This window comes from Paenirhodobacter hankyongi, from assembly GCF_003664585.1.
GTDB classification, from domain to species: domain Bacteria; phylum Pseudomonadota; class Alphaproteobacteria; order Rhodobacterales; family Rhodobacteraceae; genus Rhodobacter; species Rhodobacter hankyongi.
Genome location: NZ_RCHI01000001.1, coordinates 165,703 through 183,284, shown reverse-complemented (window position 1 = coordinate 183,284; position 17,582 = coordinate 165,703). Strand labels below are relative to the sequence as shown.

Here is a 17,582-nt window from a genome sequence, read left to right as displayed (position 1 = left end):
CGTGCGGTCCAGACGACATCGGATCCCGGCCCTGATCCTCGGGGCCGGGATTTTCCTTGCCCCGGCCGCGTCGGCCGAGGCGATCACGCTTGCCCTGCCCATCGACTGCACGCTGGGCAAGGACTGCTACATCCAGCAGTACGTCGACCGCGACCCGGGGCCGGGGATCCGCGATTACGGCTGCGGCACCGTCACCTACCAAGGCCATGACGGCACGGATTTCGCCCTGCCCACCCGCGCCGCGATGGAGGCGGGCGTCGCGGTGCTGGCAGCCGCCCCCGGCCGGGTGCGTGCAGTGCGCGACGGCGAGGCGGATGGCGCATTCCTGGCCGGCGAAAGCGTCGCGGGCAAGGAATGCGGCAACGGCGTGGTGATCGAGCATGGCGCGGGCTGGCAGACGCAATATTGCCATCTGAAACGCGGCTCGATCCGGGTGAAACCCGGCGAGACGGTCGCGACCGGCACCCCCCTCGGCCTTGTCGGCCTCTCGGGGCTCGCCGAGTTTCCGCACCTGCACCTGACCTTGCGCGAGAACGGCGCCCCCGTCGACCCGTTCCTGCCCGCGGCCGCGCAAAGCTGCACCACCGCCGCGCAGGCCGGGCTGTGGCAAAGCCCCCTGCCCTACACCCCCGGCGGCCTGCTCGAGGCCGGGTTCTCGGCGGCCCCGCCCGAGTATGCCGCGATCCGGAATGGCGCCCCTGCCGAGACCCACCTGCCCGCCGATGCCGGCGCGCTGATCCTCTGGGCCTATGGCTGGGACAGCGTGACGGGCGACGTGCTGCGCGTGGTGATCGAGGGGCCCGCGGGCTTTCGCTTCGCGCAGGAGATGCCGGTTGCCAAGGGACAGGCGCTGTTCTTCCGCTATGCCGGCAAGAAGGCTCCGCCGGGCGGCTTTGCCCGGGGCCCCTACCGCGCCACGGCAGAGCTGGTCCGCGCCGGCAAGGTGATCGGCACGCGGCACGCGACGGTCGAGCTGGGCGGCTGAGCGCAAAGGGAAAGGGGCGGACCAGCGGCCCGCCCCCTGATCTCAGGTCCGGCTCACTTCGCCCATTCCCAGGCCACGGTGAACTCGCCGAGCTTGCGCTTGACGGCCTCTTCCTCGACCGCGCCGGTGGTGGCGATCTCGGCCACCAGACCGCGCTTTTTGTCCTCGATCACCGAGACGACATGGGCGGCGATCGCCGCCTCCTTCAGCGCGGCGTCCAGCACCCGCTGGATCGCGCGCTTGCGCAGGTCGGGCTTGAAGATCTTGCCGACCGCGGTCTTCGGCAGTTCCGCCATGATCTCGATATGCTTCGGGATCGCGGCGCGCTCGTGGATGTGCTTCTTCGCATGGGCCATGATCTCGGCCTCGGTCACCTCGGCGCCCGCCACCAGCTCGACATAGGCGCAGGGAAGCTCGCCCGCGAAGCTGTCAGGCTGGCCGATGGCACCGGCGAAGGCCACAGCCGGATGGCTGAGCAGCGCCTCCTCGATCTCTGCCGGGTCGATGTTGTGCCCGCCGCGGATGATCAGGTCCTTTGCGCGGCCGGTGATCCACAGATAGCCGTCCCCATCCAGGCGCCCGAGGTCGCCGGTGCGCAGGAAGCGGTCCTCGGCGAACAGATCGTGGTTCTTGTCCGGCTCGGTATAGGTCGAGCCCTCGAAGACGCCCGGGTTGGCGACGCAGATCTCGCCGACCTCGTCGATGCCGCATTCGATGTATTCGTGGTTCACACGGCGCAGGATCCGCACATGGGTGTAGGGCAGCGGCAGACCGACCGAGCCGACCTTCTTCTTGCCGTCGGGCGGGTTCACCGCGACGAGGCAGGTCGCCTCGGTCAGGCCATAGCCCTCGCAGACCTCGACGCCGGTCGCCTCCTTGAAGCGGGTATACAGCTCGACCGGCAGCGCCGCCGAGCCCGAGATCGCCGTGCGCAGCGACGAGATATCGGCATTCACCGGCCGCTGCATCAGCGCCGAGATCGCCGTCGGCACGGTGATGAGGAAGGTGACCTGCCAGCGCTCGACCAGTTTCCAGAAATTGTCGAAGACGCCCTCGCCGCGATAGCCCGCGGGCGTCGGCATCACCACATGCGCGCCCGCCGCGATCGCCGACATCATGATCGGATAGGCGGCGAAGACGTGGAACAGCGGCAAGGGGCAGATCATCACGTCGGTCTCGTCGAACAGCAGCGTGCCGCCGAGCCAGCCGTTGTAGATCATCCCCGAATACTTGTGCTGCGCCACCTTCGGCATGCCGGTGGTGCCGCCGGTGTGGAAATAGGCCGCGACCCGGTCGCCGGTGCTGTCCGCGAAGGTCAGCCGGTCGCCCGGCATCTTCGCGCATTCGCGGTTGAAATCGAAGACGTCGGCGTGATGGCGCGTCTCCATCTTCGGGCGCAGGAAGGGCACGATCCAGCTTTTCGGCGGCGCGAGATAGCGGTTCAGGTCGATCTCGAGCACCGTCTGCACGTTCGGCGCGAACTTCACCGCCTCGGCCGCCTTCTGCGCCACGTCGGTCTTCGGGAAGGCCTTGAGCGTGACCAGGACCTTGGCCTTGGTCTCGCGCAGGATCGCCGAGATCTGCTCGGATTCAAGCAGCGGATTGATCGGGTTGACGATGCCCGCCGTCGCCCCGCCCAGCAGCGTGATCGCAGTCTCGAGGCAGTTCGGCAGCAGATAGGCGACGGTGTCCCCCTCGCCCACGCCGAGGCTGCGCAGCAGGTTCGCGGCCTGCGTCACCCGCGCATGCAGCGCCGACCAGGTCAGCGTCTGCGCCGGCGCCTTCGGGTCGGAGAACAGCTGGAACGACAGCGCCGGCCGCGCCCCGTGGCGCTGTTTCGCACGCGTCAGAAACTCGTACAGCGTCTTCGCGTTGTCGCGCGCCGCCCAGGGCGCCTCACGCTCGATACGATCACGGTCCGCGACCGTGGCATAGACTTCCGCCATCTCAACCTCCCCTGCCCGTTCCTCCCCGGGCCTCGCCCGCAGAATGCGTCAAAGCGCCGACGGGCGGCAAGGGCAAGGCTTACCGAAACGTCACGTCATGGCAGCCATGACGCGAGGGCAGTCCTGCCCCGCGCCGCGGGGGAAGCGGCGCCCGCCTCAGAGGGCGGCGCCGTCGGTGAACTGGAGCTTCGCAAGCTCGGCGTAAAGCCCGCCCTGGGCCACCAGTTCCTCATGCGTGCCCTGGGCGACGATCCGGCCCTCGTCGAAGACGACGATGCGATGCGCCTTCTTCACCGTGGCCAGCCGGTGCGCCACGATCACCGTGGTGCGCCCGACCGACAGCCGGTCGACCGCCGCCTGCACCTCGCGCTCGGACGCGGCATCAAGGGCCGAGGTCGCCTCGTCGAGCAGCAGGATCGGCGCGTCGCGCAGGATCGCGCGGGCGATGGCGATGCGCTGCTTCTGCCCGCCCGACAGCATCACGCCGCGCTCGCCCACATAGGTGTCGAAGCCCTGCGGCAGCGCGGTGAGGAAGTCCCAGGCATGGGCCGCGCGCGCGGCCTCCTCGACCTCGGCATCCGTCGCCTCGGGCCGGCCGAAGCGGATGTTCTCGCGCGCGGAGGCCGCGAAGATCACCGGGTCCTGCGGCACGAGCGCGATGGCCCGGCGGAAATCGGCACGCGCCAGGCTGCGCAGGTCATAGCCGTCGATCGTGACGCGCCCCGTCTCCGGGTCCCAGAAGCGCTGGATCAGCTGCACGACGGTGGTCTTGCCCGCCCCCGAGGGGCCGACAAGGGCCACGGTCTCGCCCGGCTCGATCGTCAGTTCGACATGATCGAGCGCCGAGGTCTCGGGCCGCGAGGGATAGTGGAAGCTGACGTCCTCGAAGCGGATCGCTCCCTTCGCCGGCATCGGCAGCGGCACCGGATGCTCGGGATCGGTGACGCTGTCATGGGCCGAGAGCAGCTCGACCAGACGCTCGGTCGCGCCCGCGGCACGCTGCAGCTCGCCCCAGATCTCGGAGAGCGCCCCGACCGAGCCCGCGACCATCACCGCATAGATCACGAACTGCACCAGCTCGCCCACCGACATCGCGCCGCCGCGCACGTCACGCGCACCGACCCACAGCACGCCGACGACGCCCGCGAAGACGAGGAAGATCACGATCACCGTCATCAGCGCGCGGGTGCTGATCCGCCGCCGCGCCGAGTCATAGCTTTTCTCGGTCACGTCCGAGAAGGCGCGCCGGGTCAGCGCCTCGTGGGTGAAGGCCTGCACCGTCTGCGCCGAGAGCAGCGCCTCCGAGGCCGAGGCCGAGGAAGCGGCGATCCAGTCCTGGTTCTCGCGGCCGAGAACGCGCAACCGCCGGCCCATCACCACGATCGGCACGACGACGAGCGGCACCACCAGCAGCACCAGCCCGGTCAGCTTGGCCGAGGTGACGAGCAGCATCAGCAGGCCGCCGATCAGGATCAGCACGTTGCGCAGCGCGACCGAGACCGAGGAGCCGATCACCGAGAGGATCAGCGTGGTGTCGGTGGTGATGCGCGAGATGATCTCGCCGGTCAGGATGCGTTCGAAGAACGAGGGCGACATGCCGATCACCCGGCCGAACACCGCCTTGCGGATATCGGCAACGACGCGTTCGCCGAAGCGGGTGACAAGGGCATAGCGCAGCCCGGTGCCGATCGCGAGCAGCGCCGCGATGACGAGGGCCGCACCGAAATACTGGTCGAGCAGCTCGGCCCCCTGCTGGAACCCGTCGACGACGCGGCGCACCGCGATCGGCAGGATCAGGCTGATCGAGGCGGTGAGGACAAGCGCCGCGAGCGCCGCGGCAGCGGTGCCGCGATAGGGCCGCACGAAGGGGGCAAGCCCCCTCAGCGCGCCGATGCGTTTCGTGGTGGGCCGGTCCTCGATCGGGGCTTGCGGTCTGCGTGCCATGGGCTCTCCCTTCGTTTGTTGCCCGTTTAGGCGGCGAAACCGCTCCGGGCAAGCATTGTGTTCCTGCAGGCAGAATCTGCACGCAGCCGTGATGGCGGGGGAAGAAAGCAGAACGCCGCCGCCACCCCGAAGGGTGGTCGGCGGTGATCGTTCATGTCGCGGAAGATTGGCAGCGCCTACGGGATTCGAACCCGTGTTTTATGGCTGAGAACCACACGTCCTGACCCCTAGACGAAGGCGCCACATCCGTGGGGGGCGATATAGGCCGATGCCTTGGCGGGCACAAGCGGATTTTGCACCGTCGCACGGGTTGGTGAGCAGGCCGCATCGCCTTGCCCCGCTGCGACCGCATCGTTTCAAGGAGCTGCCCCCGCGATCGACAATCGAAGATCTCAGCCGGGCAGCGTCACGAGCTCGGAACGCCGCAGCGAAATCGTCCCGGGTGCGGCCAACGGATCGAAGCGGAGACCTTTCACCAGCTGCCCCCCCAATTCGAACTGCAGCCGGTTGAATCCCCGGACGACGGCGAGGCTGATGCTGTGCTCGCCACTGAACGTCCGGTCGCCCTCGGGGATGAAGAAGAACTGCGCCACAGAATCGACATCCGACACGAACTCGACCGTGAACCTCTCGATCCGTTGCCCCGCAGTGCCATGGATCGAGAAGATCGGATCGTTGCCGGTCGCCCGGAAGGACGTTCCCGTGCTGACCAGATCCTGAACCGGCACGAGCTGGGTTTCCGCAGACGGTTGCAGCGCGTCGATGGCGGGGGTCCAGCGGTCATAGGCGAGCCGGTGGAAGCGGTGCGACAGCTGCGCGTTGAAGGCCAGCTGATGCCGGTCGTCCGACGCATAGTCGGGGGAATTGAGCTGCGACAGCAGGAAGCTATCAGCGTCGACATCGCGATTGACCTTCATCAGGTATCGCTCGACATTGCCGGAGATGATCGCGTCCGGCTCGTAGAGCGCGACGATGTCCTCCTGGAAGGACGACGAGCGGACGAAGAGGATTTCCCGGAAATAGCGGGCGAGGAACTTGAGCGACTGGTGCAGGAAGCTGTCGCCGAACACCAGAAGCCTGCTCTCGGTCACGGAATGCCGGTTGCGAATGACGACGCTGTGAAACCGGTTTCGCGGCAACAGCGGCAAGTTATTGGAAATGAAAAACCTGAATTTTTGTCGGAGCACCATCTCGGGGACCGTTCCGGACAGTGCAGTCATATTTGCCAGATCGCCGCCCAGATTGCTCTCGGCAACCTCGAAGGCGTCCTGGATGTCGCCGGCCTCAATCCCGATCTTCGACAGCAGGGCCTGCACAACGATCAGCGCGCCACGATCATTCAGATGGGTATCCCAGGTTCTGAAGACGTGGCCTTGCTTCCGCCCCTCGAGAAGCAGGTCGATCGGATAGAGGATCTCGTCATCGCCGGCGAAATAGCGCTGATAGATGCCGCCGACCCGCCCCGCAAGATCGTCGGGCAGGTGGTCGCGATAGACCAGATGCTTCGACGGATAGACGACATGCGCATAGGCGATGCCCCGTTCCGCGCACCAGGCCCGCCTGGCCGAGATGTTGTCGCGGAAATTGCGCACCGACGTGGCCTCCGGCACCGCCTCTCCGATCAGGAGCGAGGTTTCGGCATGCGCCCCGTTGTGGAGAAAGAGGAAATTTTCTTTGCCAAAAATTACGTTATCCCGAATCACATTTCCTGTCCTTGCAAGCTCGGGTCAAGCCATCCCGACCCCGGCACTGTGCCGCACCACATCTGTCCTGTCCAGCCAGCCGGCCGCATGACGATGACCGACCATGCCGGAAAGGGCGTGCCGTCTCCACCGCGCGGGGACGCTCTCAGGTGACGGCTGACACGCGCAATGCGCGGCGATTGCGGAATGGCCCCGCCAGATCGGGGCCGGACCGGTCTCGCTTGGTCGTGGTGCGGGCGACCGGACTCGAACCGGCATGGGCTGGGCCCGAGGGAGTTTAAGTCCCATGCGTCTACCATTTCGCCACGCCCGCACTCGGCCCTTGGCTAGCGTGCCCGGGGCCCGCCGGCAAGCGCTCAGCGGCCCTCGAACCGTGCCGCGCGCTTCTCGAGGAAGGCCTGCACCCCCTCGCGGAAGTCCTGCGTCAGGCCAAGCCCGCCTTGCAGTTCCGCCTCGAGCGACAGCTGCGCCGACAGATCATTGGCCGAGCTTTCCCGCATCGCGCGTTTCACCGCGGCAAAGGCGCGGGTCGGGCCCTTGGCCAGATGCTCGGCGCGGGCACGCCAGTGATGGGCGAAATCGACGTCGGGCACCGCCTCCCAGATCATTCCCTGCGCGGCGGCCTCGGCCGCAGTGACCTTGTCGGCAAAAAGCGCGAGCCCCATGGCGCGGGCAAGCCCCACCTGCCGCGGCAGCCAATAGGTGCCGCCCGCATCCGGCATCAGCCCGATCCGGGTGAAGGCCTGCAGGAAGACCGCCGATTCGGTAGCGATCACCACATCGGCCGAGAGCGCAAGATTGGCCCCTGCCCCGGCCGCGGCGCCGTTCACCGCGGCAATCACCGGCACCGGGCAGTCGGTGATCGCCTTCAGGATCGGCTCGTATTCCTCGCGCAGCACGGTCTCGAGTTCGAGCACCCCGGTCGCCGCGCCATCGGCCAGGTCCTGGCCCGAGCAGAAGGCCCGCCCCGCGCCGGTCAGCACGATCGCCCGCGCCTCGCCCGTGGCGCGGCTCAGCGCCTCGAGCAGCTCGGCCCGCATCGTGGTGTTGAGCGCATTCATCACCTCGGGGCGGTTCATCGTGATGACCGCAAGCCCCTCGGAAATCTCGTAACGGATCGTCTGCCAGCTCATGCCGTCCTCCCTTGTCCCGACCGGAGATTAGCCGGGACAACGGGGGACGAAAGCGAAACCGTGCGTCACGGCCCGGGCCGCGGGTGGCTCAGGAGTTCATCAGCTCCTTCAGCCGCGCCTCTTCCTCGGGGCTGAGGGCCTTCGCCGCGGGCGGTTCCTCGCGCCGGCGGCGGCGGATCCAGACGAAGGCACCGCCAAGCGCCACCAGCAGCACCGCCGGCCCGGTCCAGTAGAGGATCAGGTTCGCGCCGGTCCTTTCCGGCTCGAACAGCACATATTCGCCATAGCGCGCGGTGATGTAGTCGAGCACCTGCGCATTGCTGTCGCCCGCCGTCAGGCGCTCGCGCACCAGGAGCCGCAGATCGCGCGAGACATCGGCATTCGATTCGTCGATGTTCTCGCCCTGACAGACCGGGCAGCGCAGCACCTGGCTGATTTCCCGTGCGCGTTTCTCGAGCGCGGGATCGGCCAGCACCTCGTCGGGCTGCACGGCATGGGCGGGGGTGGCCAGAAGCAGCAGCAGCGCAAGACGTTTCAGCATGGTCACTCCGCGGGCTGGATGGTGGAGGCGGCGGGTTTGCGGGCGCCGGCGGCGACGCGATAGCGCCGGTCGCTCAGGCTGAGCAGCCCGCCAAGGGCCATCAGCAGCGCGCCGGCCCAGATCCAGTCCGCGAAGGGCTTGATATAGGTGCGCACCGCCCAGCCACCGCCCTCCTGCGGGTCGCCGATCACCAGATAGACGTCGCGCAGGAAGCCGTTGTCGATGTCGGCCTCGGTCGTCGGCATCGCCTGCACCGGGTAGATCCGCTTCTCGGGATGCAGCGTGGCGACGAACTTGCCGTCCTGGCGCACGGTGATCGTCGCCTCGGTGGTGGTGTAGTTCGGGCCCGGCAGGTGCTCGACGGTGTCGAGGGTGATCGCATAGCCCGCGACGGTGAAGGTCTCGCCGACCTGGGCGACGCGGATATCCTCGACCTGGCCCGCCATCAGCAGGCCGATGCCGGCGAAGACCACGCCCAGCCCCGAATGCGCGGTGGCCTTGCCCCAGTCGGCGCGCGGCAGACGGGCGAGACGGGCCGGCGTGCGACCGGCGCGCACCCAAAGCTCGGCCGCGGCCCCGAAGACGAGCCACGAGCCCAGCCCCGCCGCGACCAGCGCCAGCACCGGGCGGCCGGTCTCGAGCGTCCAGGCAAGGCCCGCGACGGCGAGCGCCAGGATCGCTGCCGGGGCGAGCGGGCGCACGAGCTTGCCAAGGGTCGCCCGCTTCCACGGCATCATCGCGCCGATCGGCAGGATCAGGGCGAGGATCACCATGAAGGGGGTGAAGGCCTTGTCGAAGAACGGCGCACCGACCGAGAGCTTGCGGCCCCAGGCCATCTCGGCGACGAGCGGCCAGAGCGTGCCGACAAAGACGACAAGCGCCGCGGTGGCCAGCAGGATGTTGTTCAGCACCAGTGCGCTTTCGCGCGACACCATCGAGAACACGCCCTTCGCCTGCATTGCCCCCGCCCGCGCGGCGTAAAGCGTCAGCGCGCCGCCGACGAAGAGGGCGAGGATGAACAGGATGAAGATGCCGCGCTTCGGGTCATTGGCAAAGCTGTGCACCGAGGTGATGACGCCCGAGCGCACGATGAAGGTGCCGATCAGCGAGAAGCCGAAGGCCATGATCGCAAGAAGGATCGTCCAGCTCTTCAGCGCCTCGCGCTTCTCGACGACGATCGCCGAATGCAGCAGCGCCGCGGCCAGAAGCCAGGGCATGAAGGAGGCGTTCTCGACCGGGTCCCAGAACCAGAAGCCGCCCCAGCCAAGCTCGTAATAGGCCCACCACGAGCCGAGCGCGATGCCGATGGTCAGGAAGATCCAGGCGGCAAGCGTCCAGGGCCGGACCCAGCGGGCCCAGGCGGCATCGACGCGGCCCTCGATCAGCGCGGCGACGGCGAAGGAGAAGGCCATCGAGAGCCCGACATAGCCGAGGTAGAGGAAGGGCGGATGGAAGGCGAGGCCCGGGTCCTGCAGCAGCGGGTTCAGGTCGCGGCCGTTGAAGGGCGGCTCGGCCAGGCGGGTGAAAGGGTTCGAGGTGAGCAGGATGAAGCCGAGGAAGGCCACCCCGATCGAGGCCTGCACCGACAGCACCCGCGCCCGCAGCCGCGGCGGCAGCGCCCCGCCGAACCAGGCCGCGGCGGCGCCGAAGAGCGACAGGATCAGCACCCACAGCAGCATCGAGCCCTCGTGGTTGCCCCAGAGCCCGGTGACCTTGTAAAGCATCGGCTTGTCGGTATGCGAGTTCTCGTAGACCACCTTCAGCGAGAAATCCGAGGTGACGAAGCCGTGCATCAGCGCGGCGAAGGCGACCGCGATCAGCAGGAACTGGGCCGAGGCGGCGGGGTCGCCAACCGCCATCCAGCCGCTCCAGCCCTTCTGGGCGCCGATCAGAGGGATCACCATCTGGATCAGCGCCACGCAAAAGGCGAGGATCAGGGCGAAATGGCCGAGCTCTGCAATCATGGGAATGTCCTCTCTGTCCGCGGCCGCGATCATAGAAGGTCTGGCGGCCCCGGCCAAGGTGGCTGCGCGTCATTGTCGCGGGGGCACGCGATGGTGATGCTCAGCCGGCGGCGGAGAGCACCGCAAAGACCGCCCCGCCCGCCGCAACGGCGAGCGCCGAGATCAGGGCCAGCGCTGCCCAGAACCGCACCGGCCCCGCCAGCATCGACAGGAAGATCCGCCCGACGGTATTCGAGACAAGCGCCATCAGCACCGCCCCGGCGACCATCGGCGCGGCGAAGTCCTCGCCCGTCAGGCGCAGCGCGCTCAGCACCGCGACATCGACGTCGAGAAGGCCCGAGGCGGCCGAGGTGACGATCAGGCCCGAACCGCCGAAGCGCGCGCTGAGTGCGGCGTTCAGCATCGAAACGCAGGAGAACAGCGCGGCAAAGGCCAGCAGCGCGCGCAGCTCGAAGGGGTTGCGCAACATCTCGCTGCCCTCGGGCAGGCTTTTCGCCCGCGCCAGCACCAGCCCGCCGACCAGCGCCAGCACCGCCGCCGCCGTGGCGGTGACCGGCAGGATCTGCACCAGCACCGGCCCGCCGATCAGCCCGACGACCACCGTCACCCGCAGCACCGACACCAGCGCCGCCAGCGCCGCGGCGCCGGCGAGCGGCACCGGGCGCTCGGCCTCCTTCGCCATGCGCGCGAGCGCCACGGTGACCGCGGTCGAGGAGACGAGCGCGCCGGCAAGCCCGCTGACGATCAGCCCGCGCGTCGTGCCCAGCATCCGCACCGCGATGTAGCCGAGATAGGAGATCGTCGCGATCAGCACGGTGAAGAACCACACCTCGCGCGGGTTGAAACCGCCCCAGGGGTCGATCGTGCGGTCGGGCAGCAGCGGCAGCACGATCACCGTCATCGCGGCAAGGACAAGGGCCGAGCGCAGCTCGACCCAGCTCAGCCGGCGCAGCGCGCCATGCAGCATCTCGCGGCTGGCAAGGATGCCGGCGAGCGCCGTGCCGCCTGCCGCGGCGACCCGGTAGTCGCCGACCACGGCGAGCGCCCCGAGGCCGAAGACGCCAAGGCCGGCCATCAGCCCGGTGACGCTGAAATTCTCGTCATGCCGGGATTCGCGGTATTCGAAGAGACCGAACAGCGCCGCGAAGCCGAGAAAGGCCGCGCCGAGCACGATCGAGGAACCGAGCGCCAGGCTGACGGCGGCGAAAACGCCGCCGAGCAGGCCGAAGATGCCATAGGTGCGCAGCCCCGCGGTGCGGCTGCCCGAGGGCTCGTCGCGCTCGCGCCAGCCACGTTCGAGCCCGACCAGAAGGCCGATCGCCAGCGCGACGCCCAGCTTCAGCATCGTCTCGTCCATCGCCGCCCCTCCCCTTGCGCGCCCATCATGGCGCGCGCGCGGGCCGGAGGGAAGGCGTCAGAGACGCGCCGAGGGACGGCGGGTCGACAGCTGCAGGTTGGTCTCGGTCCGCTGCACCCCTTCGATGCGGCGGATGTGCAGGATCGTCTCGTCGAGATCGGGCAGGCTGCGCGTGCCGATCTCGACGATCAGGTCCCACTGGCCGTTGGTGGTGTGCACGGCCTGCACCGCAGGCAGGCCGAGCAGCCGTTGCACGACGCGCTCGGTGGCGCGCCCTTCGACGGTGAGCATCATCATGCCGCGCACCGGCGAGGCGGTGACGTCGGCGCGGGTGAGCACGGTGAAGCCGGAGATCTCGCCCCGCGCGACCAGCCTCTCGATGCGCGTGCGCACGGTGGCGCGGGAGAGGCCGAGCTGCGCGGCCAGGTCCGAGACCGAGGCACGCCCGTCCCGCCGCAAGGCGGCGATCAGGCGCTGATCGGTGTCATCGAGCCGTTCCCCGCGCGGAGCCTCTCCCCACATCGTGTCAGCCCTTCTTCGCGGCGAGGATCGAGGCCTCGAGGATGTCGAGGGCTTCCTCGAACACCGGCTCCTGGATGGTGAGCGGCGACAGGAAACGGATCACGTTGCCGTAGACGCCGCAGGTCAGCAGCACGAGGCCGCGCTCGAGCGCCTCTTCACAGACCTTCTTCACGAAGTCCGGGTTCGGCGTGTCGGTGCCCGCCACGTTGAACTCGGCCGCGTTCATGAAGCCCGGGCCGCGGATCTCGACGAGTTCCGGCACCTGGTCCTGCAGGCTGGCAAGGCGCTGCTTCAGGCGCGCACCCAGACGGGCGGCGCGGTCGCACAGGCCCTCTTCCTCGATCACGTCGAGCACGGCATTCGCCGCGGCCACCGACAGCGGGTTGCCGGCATAGGTGCCGCCAAGGCCGCCCGGCTGGGCGTGGTCCATGATCTCGGCACGGCCGGTCACCGCCGAGATCGGCAGACCGCCGCCAAGGCCCTTGGCCATGGTGGTGATGTCGGCGGCAACGCCGTGGTGTTCCATCGCGAAGAGCTTGCCGGTGCGGGCAAAGCCGGTCTGCACCTCGTCGGCGATCATCACGATGCCGTTCTCGTCGCAGATCTCGCGGATCTTCTTCATGAAGCCTTCGGGAGCCGGCACGAAGCCGCCTTCGCCCTGCACCGGCTCGAGGATGATCGCGGCGATGCGGGTCGGGTCGGCGTCGGACTTGAACAGACGGTTCAGCGCCTCGAGCGCGTCATCCATCGACACGCCGTGCAGCGCGTTCGGGTAGGGCAGGTGCCAGACGTCGTTCATCATCGGGCCGAAACCGACCTTGTAGGGCGCGGTCTTGCCGGTCAGCGTCATGGTCATGAAGGTGCGGCCGTGGAAGCCGCCGGCGAAGGCGATCACGCCCGAGCGGCCGGTGTAGTGACGCGCGATCTTGATCGCGTTTTCAACGGCTTCGGCGCCCGTGGTGGTGAAGATCGTCTTCTTCGGGAAATCGCCCGGAACCTTGGCGTTCAGGCGCTCGGCCAGCACGACATAGTTTTCGTAGGGCATCACCTGGTGACAGGTGTGGGTGAAGGCGTCGAGCTGCTTCTTCACCGCCTCGATCACCTTCGGGTGACGGTGGCCGGTGTTCACCACGGCGATGCCGGCGGCGAAGTCGATGTAGCGTTTGCCGTTCTTGTCCCAGACCTCGGAGTTCTCGGCCTTGGCGGCGTAGATCTGCGTGGTCATGCCCACGCCGCGGGCGACGGCGGCGTTCTTGCGGGCGGTAAGTTCGGGCGAGGTTTGCACGGTCATGGGGAACTCCGATTCGTGATGACTCACCATCGCACTTTGCATTTTTTCTGCAAGAAATTTCTTGCACCCTTTGATGGTGCCCTGCAGATTGCCAGTGTAAGGCTTAGAAAATGACCGATTCCAGCGCCCCCTCTGACCAGACCGACGGCGAACCGACCTTCCGCGTGACCGAAGCGGCGCGCGCGGCGGGCGTTGCGCCCTCGACGCTGCGGCTGTGGGAGACGCAGGGGCTGATCGCGCCGCAGCGGCGCGCCTCGGGGCAGCGGCTTTACAGCGCGGCCGATGTGGCGCGGCTGCAGCGGATCTCGTTCCTGCGCCGCGAGGCGGGGCTGAACCCGGCGGCGATCCGCGCCACGCTCGAGGCCGAGGGCGACAGCACCGGGGCCGCCACGGCAATCACCAACGAACCGCTTGGCGCCGCTCTGCGCCAGCTGCGCAACGCCCGCGGCGAAAAGCTTGATGACGTGGCGCAGGCGATGGCGATCTCGGCCTCGGCGCTGTCGACACTCGAGCGCACCGGCGCCGGCGTCAGCTTCAAGGTGCTCGCCGATCTGGCGCAGTATTACGGCACCACGGTGTCGCGGCTGTCGGGGCAGGACGCGCCGGGCAGCCCGGTGGTGCGCTCGGGCGCGGCGCGGATCTGGCCGATGCCGGTCGAGGGGGTGCGCGTCGAGGTGCTGGCCGAGGGCCGCCGGCAGATGGACTGTCACCGCTTCATCCTCGCCCCCGGCGCCGCCTCGGAAGGCGGCTATGGCCACGAGGGCGAGGAATTCATCACCGTGCTCGAGGGCCGCTTCCGCATCACCCTCGACGGCGAGGAGGTGCACGAGCTGGGCATCGGCGATTCGATCTATTTCGAAAGCCGCCGCCCGCATGCCTGGGCGAATGCCGCCGACGGCCGCACCGTGGTGATCTGGGTGAACACGCCGCCCACCTTCTGACACGCTTTCGTGATGCGGGTTGCGGGCGCCCGCCCCCGGGCCCACTGTGCGCGGCACATGACCGGAGGACCCCCATGCGCCGCCTGATGCTGACCGCCCTCGCCTGCCTTGCGCTTGCCGCCTGCAAGGACGAGGCCGCCGCCGACCCGCTCGAACTGCTGGGCATGGGCGTCGAGTGGCATGTGACCGAGATCGCCGGCACCGCCGTGCCCGAGGGTGTCAGCGTCACCCTCGCCCGCCCCGAGGACGGGATGATCGCCGGCACCTCGGGCTGCAACCGCTATTCGGGCCGGGTCAGCACGCATGACGGCAAGCTCGAGATCGGCGCGCTGGCCGGCACCCGGATGGCCTGCCTCGGCCCGGCCGAAGAGGTCGAGCGCGCCTTCCACTCGACCATCGGCCGCGCCAAGGATGCGCAGATGGCCGGCGATGTGCTCGAGCTCACCGATGCCGCGGGCAAGGTGCTGATCCGCGCGCAGAAATAAGGCCGCTCGCTTGACGGGACGGGGCGGATCGGAAACTCTCGCCCCATGTTCCCGATCCGCGACCACAACCCCTCGATGCGCACGCCCTGGATCACCCGGGGCCTGATCGCGATCAACCTCGCGCTCTATCTCCTGACCGCGCCCTGGGGCGGCAACATGGAGGGGCTGTGGCAGGCGGGCGCGCTCTATCCCGCGGCGGTGTCGCAGGGCGCCTGGCTGTGGGGGCTGTTCACCCATATGTTCCTCCATGCCAGCCTGATGCATGTGGGCGGCAACATGCTGTTCCTGTGGGTCTTCGGCGACAATCTCGAGGATCAGTTCGGCCCGCTCGGCTTCCTTGCCTTCTACCTGCTCTCGGGCCTCGCCGCGGCCGGCGCGCAGATCGCCATTGACCCGACCAGCACGATCCCGATGGTCGGCGCCTCGGGCGCGATCGCCGGGGTGATGGGCGGCTATCTGCTGATGTTCCCGCGCGCCCGCGTCGATGTGCTGATCATCTTCATCATCTTCTTCCGGATCTTCACCATCCCCGCCTGGATCGTGCTCGGCGTCTGGTTCGGGCTGCAGGTGATCGGCAGCACCGAGACGAGCCTCACCGGCGGCGTCGCCTATTGGGCCCATATCGGCGGCTTCCTCGCCGGGCTCGTGCTGTGCGTGCCGCATTTCCTGCGCATGGGCGGGCCGGGCTTCTGGGCCCGCACCCACGGCCGGCCGCCGCATCCGGACATCGAATATATCCGCACCACGATCCCCGTGGTCCGCCGCAGGAGGCGCTGATGCTGCCCGAGATCCACACGCCCCACCGCCTGACCTGCCATTGCGGCGCCGTCGAGATCGAGGTGACGCTTTCGGACGGGCTGAACACGAAGCGGCGCTGCGACTGTTCGTTCTGCCGGCGGCGCGGGGCGGTGGCCGTCTCGGCCCCGCTCGACGGCATCCGCATCGTGAAGGGGGCCGAGAACCTGAGCCTCTACCAGTTCGGCACGCAGACGGCGAAGCACTGGTTTTGCAGGACCTGCGGCATCTACACCCACCACCAGCGCCGCTCGAACCCGAACGAATACGGGGTGAACGCGGGCTGCCTCGAGGGCGTGAACCCGCGCGACCTTGACCCCGTGCCGTGGTCGGACGGGGTCAACCACCCTTCCGATCGGCGCGGATGAAGCCCGCCGCGCGCTCGGCGATCATGATCGTCGGCGCGTTGGTATTGCCGCCGATCAGGCTCGGCATCACCGAGGCATCGACCACCCGCAGCCCGGCGATGCCGTGCACCCGCAGCTTTGCGTCCGTCACCGCCATCGCGTCGCGCCCCATCCGGCAGGTGCCGACCGGGTGATAGATCGTGTCGGCGCGCGCCCGGATGTCGGCCATCAGTCCGGCGTCGCTGCCGTCATGCGGGTAAAGCCGCCGCCCGCGCCACGGCGCCAGCGGTTCGGCCCCGGCGATGGCATCGAGAAGCCGCGCCCCCTTCAAGAGCAGCGCCGCATCCCGCGGATCGCTGAGGAAGGCCGGGTCGATCGCCGGCGCGGCCCGCGGGTCGCCTGAGGCGAGCCGCACCGTCCCGCGCGAGAACGGCCGAAGCGCGCAGACATGCGCCGACCAGCCATCCGCCAGATGCGGGCGGCGCATGTGCCGGTCGACGATGCCGACGACGAAGTGGAGCTGCAGGTCGGGCTCGGCGAGCCCCGGTTCCGAGCGCAGGAAGGCCGCCCCCTCGGCCATCGGCGAGGCGAAAAGCCCCTCGCCGTGCCGTTTCCAGAACCCGGCGGCGCGCGCCATGCGCCACAGCCCGGCCGGGTTCAGCCCGACCACATCGGGCCGCGGCGAGGTATAGGAGACGATGTAATCGAGGTGGTCTTGCAGGTTCGCCCCCACCCCGGGCAGGTCGTGCACCGGGGTGATGCCGTGCTCGCGCAGATGCTCGGCCGGACCGATCCCCGACAGCATCAGCAGTTGCGGCGAGCCGAAGGCGCCGGCCGAGACGATCATCTCGCGCCGCGCCTCGATCCGCAGATGACGCCGGCCGCGGCGGACGAGTGCCCCGGTGGCCCGCCCCTCGGCGATCAGCAGCCGCTCGGCCCGCGCGCGGGTCAGCACGGTCAGGTTCGGCCGCGCCATGACCGGGTGCAGATAGGCCGCCGCCGCGGAACAGCGCTCGCCCTTGCGCAGCCCGTCCCAGAATTGCGTGACCTGGTAAAGCCCCGCGCCCTCCTGCTCGGTCCCGTTGAAATCGTCATTCGGCGCACAGCCGACGGCGGCGCAGGCCTCGATGAAGGCGCGGGTCGCCGGACGCGGACGGCGCTGATCGCCGACCTGAAGCGGCCCCGCAGCGCCGTGCCACTCCGACGCTCCGCGCATGTTGCGCTCGGCCGCAAGAAAATGCGGCCGGCAGTCGTCCCAGCTCCAGCCCTCCGCCCCCGCCTCGGCCCAGGCGTCATAATCCGAGGGCCGGCCGCGGATATAGAGCATCGCATTGATCGCGGAGGAACCGCCAAGCCCCCTGCCCCGCGGCTGAAACCCCCGCCGTCCGTCCAGCCCCGGCTGCGGCACGGTGTGGAAGGCCCAGTTGTGAATCGGCGGTCGCCCCGGCACCATCGCCGCGACCAGCGCCGGCGCGCGCACGAAGATGTCCCGCGCCTCGGTCCCGGCCTCGACCAGACAGACCCGCAGCGCCGGATCCTCGCTCAGACGCGCGGCCAGAACGGCGCCGGCCGAGCCGCCGCCCAAGATCAGATAGTCAAAAATCATCAGGCTCCTCCCCCAATGGGAG

15 protein-coding genes and 2 tRNA genes are annotated in these 17,582 nt (G+C 68.9%); 5 read left to right on the top strand and 12 right to left on the bottom strand.

From position 1 onward, the window contains the following. Position 1 precedes the first annotated feature (1 nt). Entirely contained in the window at positions 2-985 is a 984-nt protein-coding gene (locus DYS74_RS00830; protein ID WP_245965155.1) for a M23 family metallopeptidase, read from the top strand. A gap of 53 nt (positions 986-1,038) precedes the next feature. Here DYS74_RS00830 and DYS74_RS00825 read toward each other — a convergent pair whose 3' ends face one another. The 11 genes from DYS74_RS00825 to DYS74_RS00775 form a co-directional block, all read right to left on the bottom strand. After that, entirely contained in the window at positions 1,039-2,931 is a 1,893-nt protein-coding gene (locus DYS74_RS00825) for an acyl-CoA synthetase (protein WP_121530263.1), read from the bottom strand. 156 nt (positions 2,932-3,087) lie between these two features. Next, positions 3,088-4,875, bottom strand: coding sequence for an ABC transporter transmembrane domain-containing protein (locus DYS74_RS00820; RefSeq protein ID WP_121530262.1), 1,788 nt, complete (start codon positions 4,873-4,875; stop codon positions 3,088-3,090). A 167-nt stretch (positions 4,876-5,042) separates the two neighbouring features. Further along, positions 5,043-5,117 (bottom strand) — tRNA-Glu (locus DYS74_RS00815). Positions 5,118-5,267: 150 nt separating this feature from the next. Beyond that, positions 5,268-6,578, bottom strand: a complete 1,311-nt coding sequence (locus DYS74_RS00810; protein ID WP_121530261.1) for a hypothetical protein — start codon at positions 6,576-6,578, stop codon at positions 5,268-5,270. 228 nt (positions 6,579-6,806) lie between these two features. Next, positions 6,807-6,891, bottom strand: a tRNA-Leu gene (locus DYS74_RS00805). 43 nt (positions 6,892-6,934) lie between these two features. Continuing rightward, positions 6,935-7,711, bottom strand: coding sequence for an enoyl-CoA hydratase-related protein (locus DYS74_RS00800; RefSeq protein WP_121530260.1), 777 nt, complete (start codon positions 7,709-7,711; stop codon positions 6,935-6,937). Positions 7,712-7,799: 88 nt separating this feature from the next. After that, a complete protein-coding gene (locus DYS74_RS00795; protein ID WP_121530259.1) occupies positions 7,800-8,252 on the bottom strand; it encodes a cytochrome c-type biogenesis protein in 453 nt (150 codons plus the stop codon). Positions 8,253-8,254: 2 nt separating this feature from the next. Further along, complete coding sequence (locus DYS74_RS00790; RefSeq protein WP_121530258.1) at positions 8,255-10,216, bottom strand: heme lyase CcmF/NrfE family subunit; 1,962 nt, start codon at positions 10,214-10,216, stop codon at positions 8,255-8,257. A gap of 100 nt (positions 10,217-10,316) precedes the next feature. After that, the gene (locus DYS74_RS00785) at positions 10,317-11,573 is read right to left on the bottom strand and encodes an MgtC/SapB family protein (protein WP_121530257.1); all 1,257 of its coding nucleotides are present in this window, start codon (positions 11,571-11,573) and stop codon (positions 10,317-10,319) included. A 57-nt stretch (positions 11,574-11,630) separates the two neighbouring features. Then, on the bottom strand, positions 11,631-12,095 hold the full coding sequence (locus DYS74_RS00780; RefSeq protein WP_121530256.1) for an Lrp/AsnC family transcriptional regulator: 465 nt from the start codon (positions 12,093-12,095) through the stop codon (positions 11,631-11,633). A gap of 4 nt (positions 12,096-12,099) precedes the next feature. Further along, positions 12,100-13,386 (bottom strand): 4-aminobutyrate--2-oxoglutarate transaminase, encoded by a 1,287-nt coding sequence (locus DYS74_RS00775; RefSeq protein WP_121530465.1) that lies wholly within the window; start codon positions 13,384-13,386, stop codon positions 12,100-12,102. A 110-nt stretch (positions 13,387-13,496) separates the two neighbouring features. Here DYS74_RS00775 and DYS74_RS00770 point away from each other — a divergent pair, with 110 nt between their 5' ends. The 4 genes from DYS74_RS00770 to DYS74_RS00755 all read left to right on the top strand — a co-directional run bounded on the left by DYS74_RS00770 (position 13,497) and on the right by DYS74_RS00755 (position 15,975). After that, entirely contained in the window at positions 13,497-14,327 is an 831-nt protein-coding gene (locus DYS74_RS00770; RefSeq protein WP_121530255.1) for a MerR family transcriptional regulator, read from the top strand. Between the two features lie 74 nt (positions 14,328-14,401). After that, complete coding sequence (locus DYS74_RS00765; RefSeq protein ID WP_121530254.1) at positions 14,402-14,812, top strand: META domain-containing protein; 411 nt, start codon at positions 14,402-14,404, stop codon at positions 14,810-14,812. 45 nt (positions 14,813-14,857) lie between these two features. Further along, positions 14,858-15,589, top strand: coding sequence for a rhomboid family intramembrane serine protease (locus DYS74_RS00760; RefSeq protein ID WP_121530253.1), 732 nt, complete (start codon positions 14,858-14,860; stop codon positions 15,587-15,589). Next, complete coding sequence (locus DYS74_RS00755) at positions 15,589-15,975, top strand: GFA family protein (protein WP_121530252.1); 387 nt, start codon at positions 15,589-15,591, stop codon at positions 15,973-15,975. Before DYS74_RS00760 ends, DYS74_RS00755 begins: the two co-directional genes overlap by 1 nt. Here DYS74_RS00755 and DYS74_RS00750 read toward each other — a convergent pair. Further along, entirely contained in the window at positions 15,947-17,560 is a 1,614-nt protein-coding gene (locus DYS74_RS00750; protein ID WP_121530251.1) for a GMC family oxidoreductase, read from the bottom strand. The genes DYS74_RS00755 and DYS74_RS00750 overlap by 29 nt on opposite strands. Between the last annotated feature and the right edge of the window lie 22 nt (positions 17,561-17,582).